At 57.4% G+C, this 19,879-nt stretch carries 14 protein-coding genes; 9 read left to right on the forward strand and 5 right to left on the reverse strand.

Translation table 11 applies throughout. From position 1 onward, the window contains the following. The first annotated feature begins 1 nt into the window (after position 1). The 3 genes from ftsA (at position 2) to lpxC (ending at position 3,700) form a co-directional block, all read left to right on the forward strand. Positions 2 to 1,228, forward strand: a complete 1,227-nt coding sequence (gene ftsA, locus NIZ92_RS03990) for a cell division protein FtsA (RefSeq protein ID WP_009455039.1) — start codon at positions 2 to 4, stop codon at positions 1,226 to 1,228. A 171-nt stretch (positions 1,229 to 1,399) separates the two neighbouring features. Further along, the gene (gene ftsZ, locus NIZ92_RS03995; RefSeq protein WP_035271073.1) at positions 1,400 to 2,566 is read left to right on the forward strand and encodes a cell division protein FtsZ; all 1,167 of its coding nucleotides are present in this window, start codon (positions 1,400 to 1,402) and stop codon (positions 2,564 to 2,566) included. A gap of 210 nt (positions 2,567 to 2,776) precedes the next feature. Then, a complete protein-coding gene (gene lpxC, locus NIZ92_RS04000; RefSeq protein WP_026485180.1) occupies positions 2,777 to 3,700 on the forward strand; it encodes a UDP-3-O-acyl-N-acetylglucosamine deacetylase in 924 nt (307 codons plus the stop codon). A gap of 33 nt (positions 3,701 to 3,733) precedes the next feature. On the opposite strand, the gene NIZ92_RS04005 is transcribed toward lpxC, so the two are convergent. Next, entirely contained in the window at positions 3,734 to 4,216 is a 483-nt protein-coding gene (locus NIZ92_RS04005; protein ID WP_115634326.1) for a DciA family protein, read from the reverse strand. 18 nt (positions 4,217 to 4,234) lie between these two features. On the opposite strand from NIZ92_RS04005, the gene NIZ92_RS04010 reads away from it, so the two are divergent. The 3 genes from NIZ92_RS04010 to NIZ92_RS04020 all read left to right on the forward strand — a co-directional run bounded on the left by NIZ92_RS04010 (position 4,235) and on the right by NIZ92_RS04020 (position 9,119). Then, entirely contained in the window at positions 4,235 to 5,167 is a 933-nt protein-coding gene (locus NIZ92_RS04010; RefSeq protein WP_009455033.1) for a M23 family metallopeptidase, read from the forward strand. Positions 5,168 to 5,286: 119 nt separating this feature from the next. Further along, positions 5,287 to 8,013, forward strand: a complete 2,727-nt coding sequence (secA, locus tag NIZ92_RS04015; protein WP_009455031.1) for a preprotein translocase subunit SecA — start codon at positions 5,287 to 5,289, stop codon at positions 8,011 to 8,013. 212 nt (positions 8,014 to 8,225) lie between these two features. Continuing rightward, the gene (locus NIZ92_RS04020) at positions 8,226 to 9,119 is read left to right on the forward strand and encodes a DUF1932 domain-containing protein (protein ID WP_254002734.1); all 894 of its coding nucleotides are present in this window, start codon (positions 8,226 to 8,228) and stop codon (positions 9,117 to 9,119) included. A gap of 330 nt (positions 9,120 to 9,449) precedes the next feature. Here NIZ92_RS04020 and mgtE read toward each other — a convergent pair whose 3' ends face one another. From mgtE to NIZ92_RS04035, 3 genes are all read right to left on the reverse strand, one after another. Next, positions 9,450 to 10,931, reverse strand: coding sequence for a magnesium transporter (gene mgtE / locus NIZ92_RS04025; RefSeq protein ID WP_109088800.1), 1,482 nt, complete (start codon positions 10,929 to 10,931; stop codon positions 9,450 to 9,452). A gap of 21 nt (positions 10,932 to 10,952) precedes the next feature. Next, positions 10,953 to 11,297 carry an acyl-CoA thioesterase gene (locus NIZ92_RS04030; protein ID WP_003803527.1) on the reverse strand — a complete coding sequence of 115 codons (345 nt, stop codon included), beginning with the start codon at positions 11,295 to 11,297 and terminating at the stop codon, positions 10,953 to 10,955. A 185-nt stretch (positions 11,298 to 11,482) separates the two neighbouring features. Then, positions 11,483 to 12,682, reverse strand: coding sequence for a M20 aminoacylase family protein (locus NIZ92_RS04035; protein WP_088451031.1), 1,200 nt, complete (start codon positions 12,680 to 12,682; stop codon positions 11,483 to 11,485). An 80-nt stretch (positions 12,683 to 12,762) separates the two neighbouring features. Between NIZ92_RS04035 and NIZ92_RS04040 the strand changes: the two genes are divergently transcribed. Further along, the gene (locus tag NIZ92_RS04040) at positions 12,763 to 14,460 is read left to right on the forward strand and encodes an AMP-binding protein (protein ID WP_203145058.1); all 1,698 of its coding nucleotides are present in this window, start codon (positions 12,763 to 12,765) and stop codon (positions 14,458 to 14,460) included. Between the two features lie 155 nt (positions 14,461 to 14,615). Here the strand turns inward: NIZ92_RS04040 and NIZ92_RS04045 are convergent, their stop codons facing one another. Further along, positions 14,616 to 15,479, reverse strand: coding sequence for an inositol monophosphatase family protein (locus NIZ92_RS04045; RefSeq protein ID WP_060185615.1), 864 nt, complete (start codon positions 15,477 to 15,479; stop codon positions 14,616 to 14,618). A 132-nt stretch (positions 15,480 to 15,611) separates the two neighbouring features. Between NIZ92_RS04045 and mnmC the strand changes: the two genes are divergently transcribed. Both mnmC and NIZ92_RS04055 read left to right on the forward strand, forming a co-directional pair. After that, on the forward strand, positions 15,612 to 17,477 hold the full coding sequence (gene mnmC, locus NIZ92_RS04050) for an FAD-dependent 5-carboxymethylaminomethyl-2-thiouridine(34) oxidoreductase MnmC (protein WP_254002735.1): 1,866 nt from the start codon (positions 15,612 to 15,614) through the stop codon (positions 17,475 to 17,477). A 151-nt stretch (positions 17,478 to 17,628) separates the two neighbouring features. Further along, on the forward strand, positions 17,629 to 19,797 hold the full coding sequence (locus tag NIZ92_RS04055) for a glycoside hydrolase family 31 protein (protein WP_254002736.1): 2,169 nt from the start codon (positions 17,629 to 17,631) through the stop codon (positions 19,795 to 19,797). Positions 19,798 to 19,879: the final 82 nt, after the last annotated feature.

Below are 19,879 nucleotides of genomic sequence, written 5' to 3' on the forward strand. Positions count from 1 at the left end.
TATGACTCGTGACATCAAAGACCTGATCGTTGCATTGGACATCGGCACCAGCAAAGTGGTTGCGGTGGTGGCCGAAGTGCTGCCGGAAGGCCGGTTTGAAGTGCTTGGTCTGGGACAGCATGAATCCCAGGGCATGCGCAAAGGGGTGGTCGTCAATATCGAGACGACAGTCAATTCTATCCAGCGCGCTTTGGAAGAGGCGGAGTTGATGGCCGATTGCAAGATCCGTGAGGTCTACACCGGAATTGCAGGCAGCCACATCACCAGCTTCAACTCCAGTGGCATGGTGGCGGTGAAAGACAAGGAAGTCACAGCGACCGATGTGGCACGCGTGATTGAAACGGCCAAGGCCGTGAATATTCCCACCGACCAGCAAGTGCTGCACGTGCTCACGCAGGAGTTCATCGTGGATTCGCAAGAAGATATTCGCGAACCCATAGGCATGAGCGGTCTGCGTCTGGAAGTGCGGGTGCACATTGTGACCGGTGCCGTCAGCGCGGCGCAGAACATCGTCAAGTGTGTGCGTCGTTGTGGTCTGGAAGTACAGGACCTGATTTTGCAGCCTCTGGCCTCCAGCCTGTCTTGCCTGACGGCGGACGAGAAAGAGCTGGGCGTGGTGCTGGTAGACATTGGCGGCGGTACGACCGATATCGCCATCTACACCGGCGGTGCGATTCGTCATACCGACGTGATCCCGATCGCGGGCGACCAGATCACCAGCGACATTGCCGCCATGTTGCGCACCCCTACGCCGGATGCGGAAGAGATCAAGCTGCGTTTTGGTGTGGCCAAGCAATCGCTGGCCCATCCGGAAGAAATGATTGAAGTGCCCGGTCTGGGTGATCGTCCCAACCGACAGGTCAAGCGCCAGGCCCTGGGTGCTGTGATCGAGCCGCGTGTGGAAGAGCTTTTTACCTTTGTGCAGCAAAGCCTGCGCGAATCGGGCTACGAAGACTTGCTGTCCTCGGGCGTGGTGTTGACTGGTGGTACGGCCATGTTGCCGGGCATCGTGGAGCTGGCCGAGGACGTGTTCTTGAAACCTGTGCGTATTGCTGTGCCCAGCTATGAAGGTAGCTTGGCTGATGTCATGCGCAACCCACGTTTTTCGACCGTGATGGGCTTGTTGACCGAGGCACGCCTGCAAAGCGCTCGTGGCCGCAAGGTGGCTCAGCAAAAAGGCAGCGTCAAAGGTCTGATGGCCCGTATGAAGGAATGGTTCATGAATTAAGGGCGTTGCAAGACGCTCAGGTCGGGCAGCCTGAAAGGGCGGTCCAGGAGGCAGTTCAAACCGGGTGCGAACCCCTTGGTTGGCAGATGTTTTGAGCTGATTCCAAATTTCAGTTGTATCGGGGAAGTACGTAGAAACTTGACTAATTAAGTGTTTGAGTGGGAGTCAATCATGATGAACTTTGAAATGTTAGATACCAGCGGTAGCGGCACGGTCATCAAGGTCGTGGGCGTGGGCGGCGCAGGCGGTAACGCTGTGACGCATATGATCAACTCTGGTGTTCAGGGCGTTGATTTCATTTGCGCCAATACCGATTCGCAGGCGCTGGCCAGCAGCGATGCACCTATCCAGATTCGTCTGGGCCGCAGCGGCTTGGGCGCCGGTGCCAAGCCTGACCAAGGCCGTGCAGCCGCTGAAACCGCTCGCGAAGAAATTCGCGCAGCATTGAACGGCGCCAACATGGTGTTTATTACAGCCGGTATGGGCGGTGGCACCGGTACGGGTGCCAGCCCCGTTGTGGCTGAAGTGGCCAAGGAATTGGGCATTTTGACCGTGGGTGTCGTCACCAAACCTTTCTCCTTTGAAGGCAATCGCCGTCTGCGCATGGCCGAAGAAGGGATTGAGGAGCTGAGCAAGCACGTTCACTCCCTGATCGTTGTATTGAATGAAAACCTGTACGACTTGATGGATGAGGACGCAACACAGTCCGATTGCTTCAAGGCAGCTGACGATGTCTTGCACAATGCCTGCGCCGGTATTGCCGAGATCATCAATGTTGAAGGTAACGTGAACGTCGACTTCGAAGACGTGAAAACCATCATGGGCGAGCAAGGCCAGGCCATGATGGGTACCGCTGTGGCTTCCGGCTCGAACCGCGCTCGTGAAGCGGCTGAGCGCGCCATCGCTTGCCCATTGCTGGAAGGTGTGGACCTGCACGGTGCCCGCGGCATGCTGGTGAACATCACCTCTTCGTCGTCCCTGAAAATGCGCGAAACGCGCGAAATCATGGACACCATCCGTGGCTACGCTGCAGAAGACGCCACCGTTATCTTTGGTACCGCTTACGATGAGTCCATGGGCGACAGCCTGCGTGTGACTGTTGTTGCTACTGGCCTGGGTCGCAAGCAAGCGCGCCCACAGTTGGTACAAAACAACGAAGAAGTGTTACGTACAGGTACGGACAACATGCCTGTCATCGGTGCGGATTACGCCAACGCCGACGTGCCTGCCGTCATCCGCAATCCACGCAGCCAGGCTTCGGCTCAGGTGCGTGCACTGGAGACTGCCGGTATGGATCACTTCGACATTCCGGCGTTCTTGCGCAAGCAGGCTGATTAAAAATCAGGTTCGGCGATTACCCGAGTCGCCAATTTGATTTCTCCCACGACTCCCCCTGGGCGTTCGCGCTCAGGGGGCGTAAGTGCTTTGTTGTGTCGTGGTGTTTGACGCTTGACAATTGCTTATGATTTTAGAAAGCGTATAGTGGATAACCCGTATTACGGTTACAATAGTCTTTGCGAACAACACTTTACAAATACAAGAACAGCCATGCTTCGTCAGCGCACCATCAAGAATGTCATCAGTACCAAAGGAGTCGGCTTGCACTCTGGTCGTCGTGTCGAACTGACACTGCGCCCCGCTGCGCCTGACACGGGTATTGTGTTTCACCGTATCGATCTGCCCGAAATCGTGGATTTGCCCGCACAGGCAGACAAGGTCGGTGGTACGCGTATGGCTTCGGTGCTGATCAAGGATAATGTTCGGGTTTCAACCGTCGAGCATTTGATGTCGGCCATCGCTGGCCTGGGCATTGATAATCTGCACGTGGACCTGACGGCTGAAGAAGTGCCCATCATGGATGGCAGCGCCGGCACATTCGTGTATTTGTTGCGTTCGGCGGGCTTGCAGGAGCAGGAAGCCGCCAAGAAGTTTTTGCGTGTCCTCAAACCCATCGAAGTCTCTGAAGGCGAGGGGCAGGACATCAAGTGGGCCCGTCTGGAGCCCTACGAAGGCTTTGCCCTTCAGTTTTCTATCGATTTTCACCACCCGGCCATTGATGCAACGGCCAATTTTGCCGAGGTGGATTTTGCGCATGACTCGTACGTGAAGACTATTTCACGTGCGCGCACCTTCGGGTTCGCCAGTGAAGTCGAAGCTTTGCGTGCGGCCGGTCTGGCCCGTGGCGGCAGTTTGGACAATGCCATCGTCATGGACGAGTACCGCGTCCTGAACAGCGACGGTCTGCGTTATGAGGACGAGTTCGTCAAGCACAAGATTCTGGATGCTATTGGCGACTTGTACCTGATTGGCCACCCCCTGATTGCACGCTATGTGGCGTGCAAATCCGGCCATGGTTTGAATAACCAGCTGGCGCGTGCCTTGCTGGCCGCCCAGGATAGTTGGGAGCTGGTGACTTTCGAGTCGGCTGCCAGTGCACCCCACGCTTTTTCCAGCGAGTGGAAATTCGCTTGATACTTGCTTAGGGGCCCGATCCTGGTGCTTTGCTTAGCCGCGATGATGACGCAACAAGCGTTCGATGGCTTGCGCCAAGGGACCTTGCGGCAATGAGTCATGCAGCTTTTCAAATGATTCCAAGGCCCGTTCGTCCAGGACTTGTACCTGGCGTGCGGGCTTTTCTGTCACAGCTGCAAACAAATGGGCTTGCACGTGCACCAGCGCCTCGCTAATGTTCCAGCCAGCGGCATTCATCTGCCGTGTGACAGTGGGCAACAGCTGACGCAGCTTGGCCGCATGTGCGGCGCTGGGAACTGCCAGCGTCAATTGCTGTCTGTCTATACGGGCTACTTTACAAGCCTTGCCCAAAGCAGGTGGCAAGGCTTTGCTTACATGGGTCTGCGCCGCCATCAGCTGCCGGGCCATTTCCAGTACCTGGGAACCTTGCTGGTCGCTGGCCAGCCAACCCAAAGCGTGGCTTTGCCCGCTACTGCGTTTTGGCGCGGATGAGGAAAAAGGGGGCTTCCAGGTCATGTTCGAGGTTATACGATAGTGGATCAACATAAAGACTATACGTCCTTAGATGCCAAAGCCAAAGGGGTGCGCCGTACGGTGATCGCCCTGGTGGCCCTGGTATCGCTGGGCGTTTCCGCAGCGGCGGGAGCTCTGGTGCAGTCGCACTGGGGTGAACGCGGTGGCGTGTCGCTGGATGCGGACATGGCCCAAAGCCAGGCCGCTGCCATGCAGGACAACGTGACCCGCCTGGCCGAAAAAGTCGGCGGTTTGCAGGCCAAACTGATCGAGATGGACGGTGTCAGCAAGCGCGTGGCCAAGGCGGCCGGCATTGAGTACACCGATCCGGAGCTGGCCGGTGCCATGCCCGTGCAGGATCTGGCCGTCATGGACAGCATGGATGGAGCCGACCTTGTCTGGAACGCCGACCGTCTGGGCGAGCAGCTGGATAATCTGGCCAAACAGATGTCCGAGCAACAGGACTGGTTTCAGATGCTGGACTCCGTGCTGACCGAGCGTACCGGCAACGAAGCCCGTCTGCCCAATTACCGTCCGGTGGATTATGACGAGGTGGCCTCCTCCTTTGGCTGGCGTCGTCACCCGATTTCGGGCCGTCATGCCTTGCACGAAGGCCTGGACTTTCCAGCACCCAAGGGGACGCCTATCTATGCCGCATCCGGTGGGGTGGTATCGGAAGCCCGCTATATGACAGGCTACGGCAAGCTGGTGGAAATCAATCACGGCAATGGCATGAGCACGCGATACGCCCATGCCTCATCAATCGTTGTTAAATTAGGCGACGTAGTAGAAAAAGGGCAGTTGATCGCCCGTGTCGGATCTACCGGGCAGTCCACAGGCTCGCACCTGCACTTTGAAGTGCGCATGGCCGGACATGCCCTGGATCCCAAGCTTTTTCTGCCGGCGCGTGAGTATGTAGAACAGCAGATCGCGCAATTGGATTCGGACAAGTAGTTCCGTCTTGCAGCATGTGCGTTAAACTGATTGTTTGCTTGCGCATCCCTTTTAACCAGAGATAGGCTCGAGGCACAGATTCAAGCCCTTGCGGCCTCGCCTACATTGACGACACAAGAATGGTTTCATTGCTGAAAAAGCTTATTGGCAGTCGTAACGACCGATTGCTCAAACAGTACCGTAAGCAGGTCGCCCAGATTAATGCTCTTGAGCCTACTATTCAGGGCCTGAGTGACGAGGCCTTGGCAGCCAAGACGCAGGAGCTGCGCCAACGTGTTCAGGATGGCGCCTCGCTTAACTCGCTCCTGCCCGAGGCTTTTGCTGTAGTGCGCGAGGCGGGTGTCCGTGTATTTGGCATGCGCCACTTTGACGTGCAGATGCTCGGTGCCATTGCCTTGCACAACGGCAAGATTTCCGAAATGCGTACGGGTGAGGGTAAAACCCTGACCGCGACCTTGGCCGTGTACCTGAATGCACTGTCCGGCAAAGGCGTGCACGTGGTGACCGTCAACGATTACCTCGCTCGACGCGATGCGAACTGGATGGGGCGTCTGTACAACTTCCTGGGTCTGAGCGTGGGCGTCGTAGTTCCCCAGCAAGACAATGCCGAGAAGATTGCTGCCTATCAGGCTGACATTACCTACGGTACCAACAACGAATTTGGTTTTGACTACCTGCGCGACAATATGGAATACCGCGCCGAGGATCGCCGCCAGCGCGGTTTGTCCTACGCGATTGTCGACGAAGTTGACTCCATCCTGATCGACGAAGCCCGTACACCGCTGATCATCTCCGGCCAGGCCGAAGATAATACCGAGCTGTACGTGCGCATGAACGTGGTTCCGCCCATGCTGACCCGCATGACGCAAGAGCCTCGTCCACACGAGCCCGAGCCCGAAGGCGACTTCTGGGTCGATGAAAAGGGCCAGCAGGTTCATATTTCCGAAGCCGGTCACGAACGTGCCGAGCAGATCCTGACCGAAATCGGTTTGCTTCCCGAAGGCGAGTCGCTGTACGAGCCACGCCACATTTCCCTGATGCACCACCTGATGGTCGCCCTGCGCGCCCACAACCTGTTCTTCCGCGATCAGCAATACGTGGTCCAGGACGGCGAAGTGGTGATTGTGGACGAATTTACTGGCCGTTTGATGGCCGGTCGCCGTTGGTCCGATGGCCTGCATCAGGCTGTGGAAGCCAAGGAAGGCGTGCGCATCCAGAACGAAAACCAGACGCTGGCGTCGATTACTTTCCAGAACTACTTCCGTATGTACGACAAGCTGTCGGGCATGACGGGTACGGCCGATACCGAAGCCTATGAGTTCCAGGAAATCTATAGTCTTGAAACCGTCATCATTCCACCGAATCGTCCGCTGGCCCGTAAGGACCAAAACGACCAGGTCTTCAAAACCGATGACGAGAAGTTCAATGCCATTCTGAAAGACATTCAGGACTGCCACGAACGTGGTCAGCCTGTACTGGTGGGTACCACCAGCATTGAAAACTCCGAGCTGATCTCCACACGCCTGAATGCCGCTGGCGTCAAGCACGAGGTGCTGAACGCCAAGCAACACGCCCGTGAAGCCGACATCGTGGCTGAAGCTGGTATGCCCGGTCACGTGACCATCGCCACCAATATGGCCGGTCGTGGTACGGACATTGTCTTGGGGGGCAGCATCGAACGTGCAATTTCTCAGGTGCGTGAAGACGAGTCCCTGAGTGCCGAGCAAAAAGAAGCCAAGATCCAGGCTATTCGTGCTGCTTGGGAACCCCTGAACCAGCAGGTCAAACAGGCTGGTGGTTTGCGCATTATTGGTACCGAGCGTCACGAATCCCGCCGTATTGACAACCAGCTGCGTGGTCGTGCCGGTCGTCAGGGTGACCCAGGTTCCTCGCGTTTCTACCTGTCGCTGGAAGATTCGCTGATGCGTATCTTCGCCGGTGATCGTGTGCGCGCCATCATGGAGCGTCTGCGTTTGCCTGAAGGCGAGCCTATCGAAGCCCGCATGGTGACTCGTTCCATCGAATCCGCTCAGCGCAAGGTCGAGGCCCGCAACTTCGATATTCGTAAACAGCTGCTGCAGTATGACGACGTGGCCAACGATCAGCGCAAGGTGATCTACGCCCAGCGTAATGAAGTGCTGGAGTCGGCTGATATTTCCGACACCATCAGCAGCCTGCGCGAAGCCGCCGTCAGCCGTCTGTTCCGTGAATACGTGCCGCAAGACACCATGGAAGAGCAATGGGATATTCCTGGCCTGACCACCGCTTTGCAAAGCACCTTCCAGATTGAGCTGCCTTTGGCTGAAATGCTGGAGAAAGAATCCAATCTGACCGACGACGATTTGCATGATCGCGTTATCGAAGAATCCCAGCGTCTGCTGCAAGCCAAGATTGATCTGGTGGGTCAGCCTAACTGGGGCAACTTCGAGCGTTCCGTGCTCTTGCAGTCCATTGATACGCAATGGCGTGGCCATTTGCAGGCCCTGGATCACCTGCGTCAGGGGATTCATCTGCGCGGTTATGCCCAGAAAGACCCCAAACAGGAATACAAGCGCGAAGCTTTCGAGCTGTTTTCCGACATGCTGGACCGTGTGCGTGATGAAGTGGTCAAAGTGCTGATGACCGTGCGTATTCAGACTCCGGAGCAGGTCGAGGAAGCCGCGGTTGAGGTTCCTGCCAACTCCAATGTCCGTTTCCATCATTCGGACTACGATGCTGCCTTGAGCGGTGAAGATCCCGGTCTGGACGAAGCGGCCAAGGGCGAAGTGCCACGCGTGGGCCGTAACGATCCTTGCCCATGCGGCAGCGGCAAGAAATACAAGCAGTGCCATGGCCGCTTGAATTGATTCTGACTCAAGCTGCCCAGCCTGCAGGCTGCGAGATCAAACCCCATGAGCCCCTGGCGCATGGGGTTTTTTCTTGGATGCCAGCTTTGTTGCTGCGAACTGATCTCTGAATGGTTGTATCCCGCTCATGCAGGGCCGTTTTTCCCTGTAAGCTACGGGACGCAGCCTGGTGCTACCGGCTGTGGCTGATCGTTTCTTCTGTGTGTTTTTCTATGACAACATCTCCCTTATTACATCGTGTTGCCCTGATCGGGGCGGGCGAAGTCGCGCGTTTTTATGGTGCTGCCTTGAAGTTGGCTGGTGTGCAGGTGCCGTTTATCCTGGTGCGCCGGGAAAGTGCCGCAGCCAGCGAACTGGCGCAGCAATTGGGAGCGAAACTGTGTTTGCAGGCGGATACGGATTGGCGGAGTCTTGACGGCGTGTTGTCGGCAGTGACGGGAACACAGGCATACATAGTGGCCAAGGCCGTCATGCCGCATTTGTCTGTGGGAGCGCTGTACATGGATTTGTGTACGGCCGAGCCCCAGGACATGGAGAGCATGGACGCTTTGGCGCAAGAGCACGGAATCGAGCTGGCTGACCTGGCGATTATGGGCTCTGTGCCCTCTACAGGCGCTCAGACGGCTTTGTTGGCGGCAGGGCAAGGGGCAGGCAGGGCTGCGGCGTTTTGGCAGGCTCAGGGCGCTTCTGTGCGTATCTTGCCGGGACAGGCGGGGGATGCAATGCGCTTGAAGCTGCTGCGCAGTTTGATGACCAAGGGGCTGGAGGCCTTGGGAATTGAAAACTTGATGCTGGCCGAGCGCATGGGTTTGCGGGCCGAGCTGTATGAAGTCCTGGAGGATTTGAATCAGCGGGGCTTGCAGGACTTCATGGAGTCCTGCCTGCGCAGCCATCTGGTGCACGGCGTGCGCCGCCGTGACGAGGTTCTGCAAGTGCGTCGTCAGCTGGAGTTGGCAGGCATTGCGCCGCGAGTGACCAATGGCGTACTGGATTTTTTTGAGCACACAGCGCAGACCGAGTCTTTGCAAAAAGCTCAGGCCGTGGGGACACAGGAGAGTCTGGAAGTGTTCTTGGAAGAGGCCCGACTGTCGTCCTCACGATCTTAGTTGTTTGGAAGGACAGTTTGGTGCGCGTGTTTGAGTTTGCAGCAACTTCTGAGATTGGCTACCACGTTTTTCCCCGGGAAAAGGTAGAGAGCTTGTGCTTAACAAGATAAGGCAAACATACTGAAATCCAACGGATCAACGGATCAACGGATCAACGGATCAACGGATCAACGGATCAACGGGCCAACGCCCCGATATTTTGGTGTTCCAGTGTTCGGATTTTCAGGTTCCCTGGGGCCAAAAGATTCAAAGAGGCGATTTACTCCTTTTGATGCAGAAATCAAAAAACCGGCCAGAAGCCGGTTTTTTTTAATCATACCCGCAGGCGATTTACAGCAAGAACACCGTCGCCAGTCCCAGGAACAGCAAGAAACCTAGCGAGTCCGTCGCAAAGGTCAGCAATACCGAGGAGCCCACAGCCGGGTCATTGCCAAAGCGATCACGCAGAATCGGGATCATCACGCCCAGCGCCGCGCCAATCAACATATTGCCGATCATGGCGGCCATCATCACGGCAGCAATGGCGATCGAGCCGGAGATAAACCAGGCAAAGAATGCCGTTACCGCGCTGCCACAGACACCAACCAGAAAGGTCACCAGCAGTTCGCGCTTGATCAATGGCAGGACGTTGGAACCTGTGACTCGGCCGGTGGCAATGGCACGAATGATCATGGTCATGGTCTGGTTGCCGGAGTTGCCACCAATACCGGCCACAATCGACATCAGGAAAGCCAGGATCACGATGTGGCTGACAGTGTCTTCAAAGCGCGAGGCAATGAAGGAAGCCGTTGCCGCCGTACAGAGGTTGATCAGCAGCCAGGGAGCCCGGTTGCGGATAGCCGTACGGATGGGCGAGAAAATATCGTCCTCTTGCAGACCGGCACGAGACAGGGCCTGTTCTTCCGAGTCCTCTTGCAGCACGTCCACTACTTCGTCAATGGTGACTCGGCCAATCAGGCGGCCAATATCGTCCACCACAGGAGCAGAAACCAGGTCATAACGTTCAAAAGCCCCGGCCGCATCCGAGTCCGAATCCAGTGGGTTCAGAGTCAGATAATCGGTGGACATGACAGAGGACACCAGGGTTTCAGGCTCGCTGACCAGCATGCGGGTCAGGGACAGTGTGCCTTGCAGTTTATCGGCCCGGTCCACCACGAAAATCTGGTCAGTGTGGTCTGGCAGTTCCTGCAAACGACGCAGGTAACGCAGGACCACTTCCAGGGTGACATCCTCGCGCACGCGCACCATGTCAAAGTCCATGATGGCGCCCACGGTGTCTTCGGGGTAGCCCATGGCTTCGATCAGTTGTGCACGCTCCTCGTCCGTCAGGCCGCGCTGCACGGCTGCCACCACATCGGGCGGCAGGTCAGGGACCAGATCGGCAATTTCGTCGGCATCCATATTGCCGGCGGCAGCGATCAGGTCCGCGGCGTCCATGGAACGAATCAGGGATTCACGTGCCCAGTCCGCTACTTCCAGCAGTACGTCGGCGTCGTGCTCGGCATCCACCAATTGCCAGATGGCCTGGCGTTCCAGCTCGGGCAAGGACTCCAGAATGAAGGCAATGTCAGCTGGGTGCAGATCGTTCAGGATGGACTTGATCTCGCTCTCATGCTGGCGATGGATCAAGCCCTCAAGCAGGTTGGAGCGGTCGTCGTCTTCGAACTGGCGCTGGGCCAGCGACTCCACCACTTCCTGGCGCTTGAGGATGTTTTTCAGGCGATACAGTGCCTGCTGCGCATCCTCGGGCTCCAGACGGCGCGGCTTGGGAGTGTCACTGGGCGAAGTAGGGGGTACCAGGTTTTCCTGCATAGGCCTGCCTGTCACGAATACTTAGAGAGGGGGCAGCGGGCGGCTGCGGCGCTCGTCATCGGTAGCCACATAGGTAAGCGTGGCTTCCGTTACCTTGACCGTTTCAAGTTGCAGGCGTTTGCGTTCTGCATACACTTCCACCGAAACCGTAATGGAGGTGCGGCCTGTTTTGATGATTTCTGTGTAGAAACTGAGCAAATCACCCACAAACACGGGCTGCTTGAAGGTGAAGGCATTCACGGAAATGGTGGCAACCCGGCCTTGGGCGCGTCGTGTTGCAGGAATCGCTCCGGCAATGTCCACCTGGGACATGATCCAGCCACCAAACACGTCACCGTGAATATTGGCGTCTGTGGGCATGGGCATGACGCGCAGGGTGGGGGCTCCGTCCGGGAGCGAAGAGATGTTGCTTGAAGTAGTCACAAATACTCCCGTATTGGAAGAAAGGGTGGTGGGACAGATGCCCGTCGCGCGGAGCGCACGCCGTCAACAATAGAACCTGCCATTGTAACGGCAAGCTTTGGCCCCGCTATGAAACATTTGTTAAAGCATCAACGGTGTTGTGCCAGCCAGTCCAGAGCCAATTTGGCCCAATAGCTGGCACCAATAGGAATCAGGGCGTCGTTGAAGTCGTAGCTGCCGTTGTGCAGCATGCACGGACCCATGCCGTGGCCCTGGCTGCGGTGGTCGCCATCGCCATTGCCTAGCCAGACATAGCAGCCGGGGACTTCTTGCAACATGAAGGAGAAATCTTCGGCACCCATGGAAGGGCGGATGTCCTGACGCAGCTTGTCGGGGCCAACCAGCTCCTTGATGACTTGCGCGCAAAAGGCCGCTTGCTCGGGATTATTGATGGTGGGAGGGTAGCGGCGGTCAAAGTCGAACTCGGCCTTGCAACCCTGGGCGGCACAGCTTTGCTCGCACAGTTCGCGCATGCGGGTCTCGACCAGGTCCAGGGCTTCGGTGGAGAAGGTGCGTACCGTGCCGCGCATGACTGCTTCGTTGGGAATAACGTTATCGGCAGAGCCGGCATGAATCTGGGTAATGCTCAGCACCACGGGTTCGAGGGGGTCCACATTGCGGCTGACAATGGTTTGCAGACTTTGCGCCAGTTGCACGGCCGCCATGATGGGGTCCACGCCCAGATGGGGCATGCCTCCATGGGCGCCTTTGCCTTCAATGCGAATTTCAAAGGTATTGCTGGAGGCCATCATGCCGCCTGGCAAAACCCCGAAGGTGCCGGCAGGCATGCCGGGCCAGTTATGCAGGCCAAAAACAGCTTGCATGGGGAACAGCGTGAACAAGCCATCCTTGATCATTTCGCGTGCGCCGCCAAAACCTTCTTCGGCAGGCTGAAAAATCAGATAGATGGTGCCCGCAAAATCACGGTGCTCGGACAGGTAGCGCGCTGCACCCAGCAGCATGGCGGTATGTCCATCGTGTCCACAGGCATGCATCTTGCCGTCGTGACGGCTTTTGTGTTCGAACTCGTTCAGCTCCTGCATGGGCAGGGCGTCCATATCGGCGCGCAGCCCCACGGATGGACCTTCGCCGCCCGTACCCTTCAGGATACCGACAACGCCTGTCACGCCCAGGCCACGATGTACCGGAATATCCCATTTCTCCAGCCAGGACGCGACTTGATCGGCCGTCCGGGTTTCCTCGAAAGCCAGTTCGGGGTAGGTGTGGAGATCGCGCCGGATGGCCGCAATTTCATGCGACCAGGCGGAAATGGGTTCAAACAGCTTCATGATGCGGGCTTGTCCTTGGGTTTGAACAATAAAGTAGAGTAGAGTTAACCATAAATAAACACGTATTAGGTGACAAGCCCTTGGATACTCAGCAAAAACCTTGGCTCGAGCATTATCCGGCCTCCGTGCCCCATGAGATTCAGTTAGGCGCCGAGCAGACCTTGATCGATTGTCTGGATGCCGCCATGAAAAAGCATAAGGACAGGACTGCGCTGACCTTTATGGGGCATGACATTTCCTATGAACATCTGGACCGCAGCGCGGATGCCTTCGCGGCTTGGTTGCAGGCACAGGGGCTGGAGCGTGGCAGCCGTGTGATGCTGATGCTGCCCAATGGTTTGCCCTTCCTGATTTGCTTGCTGGGCACCATGCGGGCGGGCATGGTGGGCGTCAATACCAACCCGCAATACACCGAACGCGAACTGGAGTTCCAACTGGCCGATAGCCAGGCCCAGGTCATTGTGATTCTGGAAACCTTTGCGCATGTGCTGCAGCAAGTTCCTGACAATGTGAAGCCTGCCCACGTGGTGTTGAGTACCGTGGGTGATCTGATGGGGCTCAAGGGCAGCGTGGTGAATTTCGCCGTGCGTTATTTGAAACGCATGGTGCCGTCTTATTCCTTGCCGGGTTCGCACAGTCTGGAGGCCGTGCTGGAGCAGGGCAGCAAATTGAGCCTGAGCCGTCAGCCCGCCAAACCGGATGATCTGGCGCTGTTGCAATACACGGGCGGCACAACGGGCCGTCCTAAAGGCGCCATGCTTAGCCAGCGCAATTTGATGGCAAACGTCTTGCAGGTGGAGGCCGTGGGCTTTCCCGCTTTGGGCGACTTTAAAGGTCCGGCTTACACCATGATGGTGGCCTTGCCGCTCTATCATATCTTCGCGCTGACGGTTTGCGGTCTGTTTGCTATGTATGCAGGTATGCATATGGTGCTGGTGATGAATCCGCGCGATCTCAATTCGGTTTACAAGGCCTGGAAACGCAATCCGCCTGAAGTCGTTCCAGCAGTGAATACCTTGTTCAATGCGCTGGCGAATCACGAAAAATTCCGTACCTTGCCGTTTGCGCAGCTCAAACTGTGTCTGGCCGGTGGTGCCGCCTTGCAAAAAGCCGTGGCCGAGCGTTGGCTGGCTGTGACGGGCTGCCCTTTGATTGAAGGCTATGGTCTGTCGGAAACCTCCCCGGTGGTGGCGGTGAACTCGACGGATTCACGCGATTACAGTGGCACGATTGGATTTCCCTTGCCTTCAACCGATGTGCTCTTGCTGGACGAACAGGGGCAACCGGTTGCCATGGGCGAACAAGGCGAGCTGGCCGTCAAAGGGCCGCAGGTTATGTCGGCTTACTGGAACCAGCCGGAGGAAACCGCCAATGTCTTTACGCCTAATGGTTTCTTGAAGACAGGTGATATCGGTGTCATGGATCAGCAGGGACGTATTCGTCTAGTGGATCGCAAGAAAGACATGATTCTGGTGTCGGGCTTTAACGTCTATCCGAATGAAATTGAAGACGTGGTGGCGGCGCATCCTGATGTGCTGGAAGTGGCGGCGGTGGGGGTGCCCAGCGAGCACAGTGGTGAAAGCATCAAGCTGTTCGTGGTCAAACGTAATCCGTCCTTGACTGAAGCCGATATCAAGCAATGGTGCAAAGAGCGTCTGACGGCGTACAAGCGTCCCCGCATTATTGAGTTCCGTGATGAACTGCCCAAGAGCAATGTGGGCAAGATCTTGCGCCGCGTCCTGCGGGATGAGCAAGTCAAGCCTGAAGCGCAGGCTTGATTTGGCGGTTTTGGGGGACGATTACTCAGCAAATCGCTAAACCTGGCCTGCAACCTGATCTGTATGAAAAAAGCGAGCCGTTTAAAACGGCTCGCTTTTTTATCGGGCGATGAAGATCGGAGCAGGAAGTTTGGCAACTGGCCCCGAATAAGGCGTTAAGGCTTGGGTTTGGTCGGACGCTGTGTCAGCGACGGACGCACCATGCCCAGCAACTCATCGGCAATGTGGGCATTGCCTGCGTAGACGTGACCGCTGACGGGCCAGGGCTCTTCCTGATACAGGTCCTGACACACACCCTTGGCTTCACGCACCAGCAAGGTGCCAGCGGCAACGTCCCAAGGGGCCAGGCCCATTTCCCAGTAACCGTCGTAACGGCCACAAGCCACCCAGGCCAGATCCAGCGCGGCGGCACCCATGCGGCGCACACCACGGCTGCCTGTAATGGAGGCGTTCAGGCTGGGCATGTATTGGTCGGAAAAAGAGAAGTCGCGGAAGGGAAAGCCTGTGGCCAGGACCGAGTCCGCCAGTTTTTTCGATGAGGATGTCTGAATACGGCTGCCATTTAACCAGGCGCCCACACCGTACATGGCGGTAAACAGCTCTTCGCGATTGGGGTCGTAGACCACGGCAATGACCGGCGTGTCCTGGGCCAGAACGCCGTTATCCATTTGCGTGCCGGCCGGGGCAATCAGGGCAACTGAGACGGCATAGTGAGGAATGCCGTGCAGGAAGTTGGTCGTGCCATCCAGCGGGTCGATATACCAGGTGGGACGGCCTGTATTCACGCCGCCGCTTTCCTCGGCCACGATATCAATGTCCGGGGTGCGCTCCATCAGCACACTGATGCAGGCCTGCTCGGCTTCATGATCGGCTTGCGACACCAGATCGTTGTGCATTTTGTTGCTGATCACCAGAGAGCTACGGTCCGACGCATAGGCTTGTAAAATAGCGGCGGCGGCATGGGCTGCGGTAACAGCAGCGTCCAGGCAGGCGCTGAGCGGTAAACGTGACAATGGCATGGCAATCCGGTTTTAAAAAAGAAAAGTCTGAAGCTGAGACTTTTCATTGTACGTGTTTGTTGGTGTCAGTTTGATTAAGGCCAGTTTAAGGGGTTAGAGCGTGTGTGAGTGTTGTTATGGGCAGGAAAATTAATGGCTGCCTCTGCGTTTGAGCCCCTGGTCCCGGCCGTTCTGGAATTCAATGAGCATGGCGTGCCTGTCAGCGCGGTGTATCAGGATAGCTATCACCCGGCAAATGGCCCTTTGGGGCAGGCACGACGGGTGTTTCTGCACGGTAATGGTCTGCCCGAGCGTTGGCGGGGGCGATCCCAGTTTACGATTTGTGAAACCGGCTTTGGACTGGGGGCCAGCTTTCTGGCTACCTGGCAGGCCTGGCGTCAGGACCCGGAGCGCAGCCAGCGGCTGCATTTCGTGTCGGTTGAGGCCCATCCTTTCCGCCAGTCAGATTTGGCGATTCTGTACGCCCGCTTGCCCGAGGAGTTGCAGACCCAAGCCCAGGAACTGCTGGCAGCCTGGCCCATACTGGTGCCGGGCATACACAGGCTGGAGCTGGATAGGGGACAAGTCACACTGACCTTGGCCTTTGGGCAAGCCGAAACCATGATGCGCGAGCTGCACTGCCATGCGGACGCGTTTTACCTGGATGGCTTTGCGCCCCGTGGCAATCCTTCCATGTGGTCGCGGTCGGTCCTGGGGCAACTGGTGCGTCTGGCTGCGCCGGGGGCGACAGCGGCTTCCTGGTGCTGTGCCGGGCAGGTGCGACGTGATCTGGCCTCGGTAGGTTTTGAAGTGGAAAAAGTCCCCGGTGCCGGGGGTAAGTGGTGCACCATTCGCGCTCGCTTGCGTCCCCACCTGGGACGACGCAGCAATTTGCCACCACAGCAAGGGCGGGCGGTAGTGATTGGTGCCGGTTTGGCAGGGGCGGCCTGTGCCTGGGAGTTGGCCCGCAAAGGTGTGCCCGTTCTGGTTTGTGATCCGGCACTGAGCGAGGGCCTGGATGCAACGCATCAAGGTCACCGTCTGGCTGCCATCTCCCCCGTGTTCGCCCTGGATGATGCCCCCTTGGCCCGCTTGAGCCGTAATGCTGTTCTGCATGCCTGGCAGGGCTGGAAAGACTTGCCGGAAGCGGCTCGCCCGCGTCGAGTCGGAACCTTGGTGTTTGGGCAGGCGGGCAATAGTGATGCCGAAATTCAGCAGGCGCTGGAGCGTTTGGCCTTGGACCAGGATTGGGTGCAATGGCTGGATCGTGAGCAGGGCTCGGCCTTGGCTGGGGTGCCGCTGCAAGGCGGTGGCCTGTATTTTCCGCAAGGCATGGTGGTGAATCCCGGTGCACTGGTCGCCCATCTGTTGGATCACCCCTTGATTCAATGTCTGCCAGAGCAGGTGTCCTTGCGAGCCGGCCCGGAGCCGGAAGTGTGGGAGGTCTGCAATCGGCAGGGGGAGTGCCTGGAAAGCAGCAATCGTGTAGTGATAGCTGCGGCAGCCCAAAGCCTGAGTTTGCTGCCCGACGAGTTCTTGGCCCAGCATCCCCTGCCACGGCTGGCGGCCATGCAGCGTCTGGCCGGGCAGGTGACATACTTGCCTGCCGAACAGGCTTTGACTCGTGGCGAAGTGACTTTAAGCGGTCAGGGCTATATCCTGCCTGTAGGCCCGCAGGGGCAAGTCATTGGTAGCACCTACGAACGTTTTGGTGAGTCTGCCCAGGTCAGCCGCCAGGGTCATCAGCAAAATATAGAAAAAGTTTCTGCCATGCTGGCTCATCCCGCTGTGGCGGTGGCAACACCCGAACAAGGATGGGCCGGTTGGCGCTGTGCTTTAAGTGATCATTTGCCCGTGATGGGTTTTGTGCCGGGCCCGCCCGGTTTGTTTATGGCTGCGGCTTACGGCTCACGTGGTTTGAGTTGGAGCCTGCTGGCAGCCAGTTTGTTTGCCGCTTATTGTCTGGAGGAACCCATTCCTTTGGAGCGGCGTTTGGAGCAAGCCTTAATACCTCGCTAAGGCCCTTTTTTCGAATTATTTCGGCGAAATTTGAAGCAACATTTTCCTTTGTAGCGCAAATACGTCAAAATAGTGGCCTTGTTAAGTAATCTTGAGCGTGACCCTGCGATCAGCATCGTGCCGTTCGCTCCACTCTGACGACGTGACACAATTGTTTAATCATCTGAGTTTGTTGACGACGAAACCGGCCCAAGCCGATTTCGCTTTTGTCGAAACCGATTTTGCGCTGCGCATCGAAGCTCATGCGCCGGGTGTTTTTCGTTTCCGCTGTATGCCGGCTACCCGGCTCGATAATGAAAAGCTCAGTACCCGTGCCAAAGCTTTGGGCGATATGCTGCTGGCCCGCCATGAGGCGGTCAGCGAATTTCAACTGGAAGCAGCCGATTCGGGCTGGCGGATTGAGCAGGGCGAGCTTGCCCTGCACATTCAGGCCAATCCGTGGCGCTTTGAAGTCCGGCGTGGCGAGCAACTGCTCTTGAGCAGTGGCGATCAGCCATTGACACTCGAGCAAGAGCCCAACAGTTGCTGGCAGCTGGCTCTGGCCCTGGCCGAGGAAGATGCCCTGTATGGTTTGGGCGAAACCCTGGGCGAGCTGGACCGCCGCGAGGAAACAGTCGACACCGATCGCCCGGACGACCGCAGCCTGCCTTTGCTCTGGAGCACCCAAGGCTGGGGTTTATACATCAATACCTTCGAGCGGGTTGAACATGATCTGGGTCAGCAAGACCTGGATGCGTACCGCGCTCGTGTACACGCTGCCGACCTGGATTTCTTCCTGTTCCTGGGTGATCCCAGCGAAATTATCAACCAGTACTCCGCCTTGACGGGCCGTGCTGGTCAGCCCGGTGTCACGCCTATGGGCTTGTGGCTGGATGGCGCTCAGGCGCAGGATGTAACGTCCTTGCGTGAGTTGGCCAATCAGTGCCGTGAGCAGGGTATTGCGCTGGATGTGGCCGTCTTGCCGCCACCCGAGCCTTACGATTTTCAGCAGGACAAGCCTACGCTGGAGTGGAATGCCGCCCGCATGGCTGACCCCCGCGACGCTTTCTCTGCCTTGCAGAATGATCAGTTGCAGCTGGCCGCCTGGACTCGTCCTTGCGTACTGGCGGGCACCAGCTTGTTCGAAGAGTGGGAAGATCGCGGTTGGTTGCTTATCAATGATGACGACGGCTGCGCCTATGTCTTCCCTGGCGATGAGCTAAGCGGTGGTCGCGACTACGGTTTGCTGGACCTGACCCACAAAGACGTGTTCCGCATGTGGACCGAGCGCCAGCGTCAGATGGTCGACGATGGTCTGGGTGCCGTGCTGTGCAATGCCCGCTTTGATATTCCGGACGCCATCACCAGTCGTGGTGGCGAGTCTGGCGCCCTGTTGCGTGCGATTTACCCTGTGCTGGCACGTCAGGCCCTGTTTGATGCTGTTGCCGGTCACAAGACACCGCAAGAAGGCGTGGTTGCCAGCCGCGACCTGAGCCCATCTTCCCAGCGCTTTGCCTGGCAGTTGGGCCCGCAGGTGGAAAATACCTGGGCAGGTCTGACTGAATCCTTGAAGTCCGCCTTGGCTACCGGTAATAGCGGCGTGCCTATCCAGATTCATGGTTGGGGCAATGCGGCTGCATCGACTAGCGAAATGACGCCAGAACTGTATCTGCGTTGGTTGGCCATGTCGGTTTTCTCGGCAAACTTCAGCCTGCAAGGTGTTCCTGCTTTGCGTCCTGATGCGTTTGACGAAGAAACCCAGGCTCAGGTTGCTCATTGGCTGGAGTGGCGTTTCCGTCTGGTGCCTTATGTATTGGGCATTATTGAAGACGCCGTGCGTACTGGCTTGCCGGTACAGCGCTCCATGGCTCAAAGCTTCCCGGCAGATGCCCAGGCTCGCTTGTGGGATACCCAGTATTTGTTGGGTCCTGCCTTGCTGGTGGCTCCTGTCTTGCAGCCCGGCCAGGATATCGAGGTCTACCTGCCTGAAGGCGATGCCTGGTGGGATCTGAGCACGGGCTGGCGCTATGAAGGCGGCACCATCCTGAAAATGACTGTGGGTCTGGACCGCTTGCCGGTCTTTGGCCGCGAAGGCCATATGCTGTGTCTGGGACCGGTGGTCAAGCATACATCCGAGTTCAACTCGGCTCGTTTGCTGGATGAGGTCTGGATGTTTGGCATGCCCGAGCACAGCCCGGTTGTGATGCGCAACAAGATTCGCGTCATGCAGATGCAGGGTTCCAGCTACATCAAGGGTCTGGAAGGATTGAAGATCCTGCCGTCCGAAGGGCTGGAGGTCAAACGCCGTGGTGCCGAGGTTCGTATTTCTCGTGCCCGTTAAGCGCTAGACGAGCCTGATCGTCTTTGAATGCCTCCCGGCATTGGGGTCTGACCTCAGTCTCGGGAGGCATTTTCTATTTTCA

The organism is Alcaligenes sp. 1735tsa3, from assembly GCF_024134565.1.
Lineage (GTDB): Bacteria > Pseudomonadota > Gammaproteobacteria > Burkholderiales > Burkholderiaceae_B > Alcaligenes > Alcaligenes phenolicus.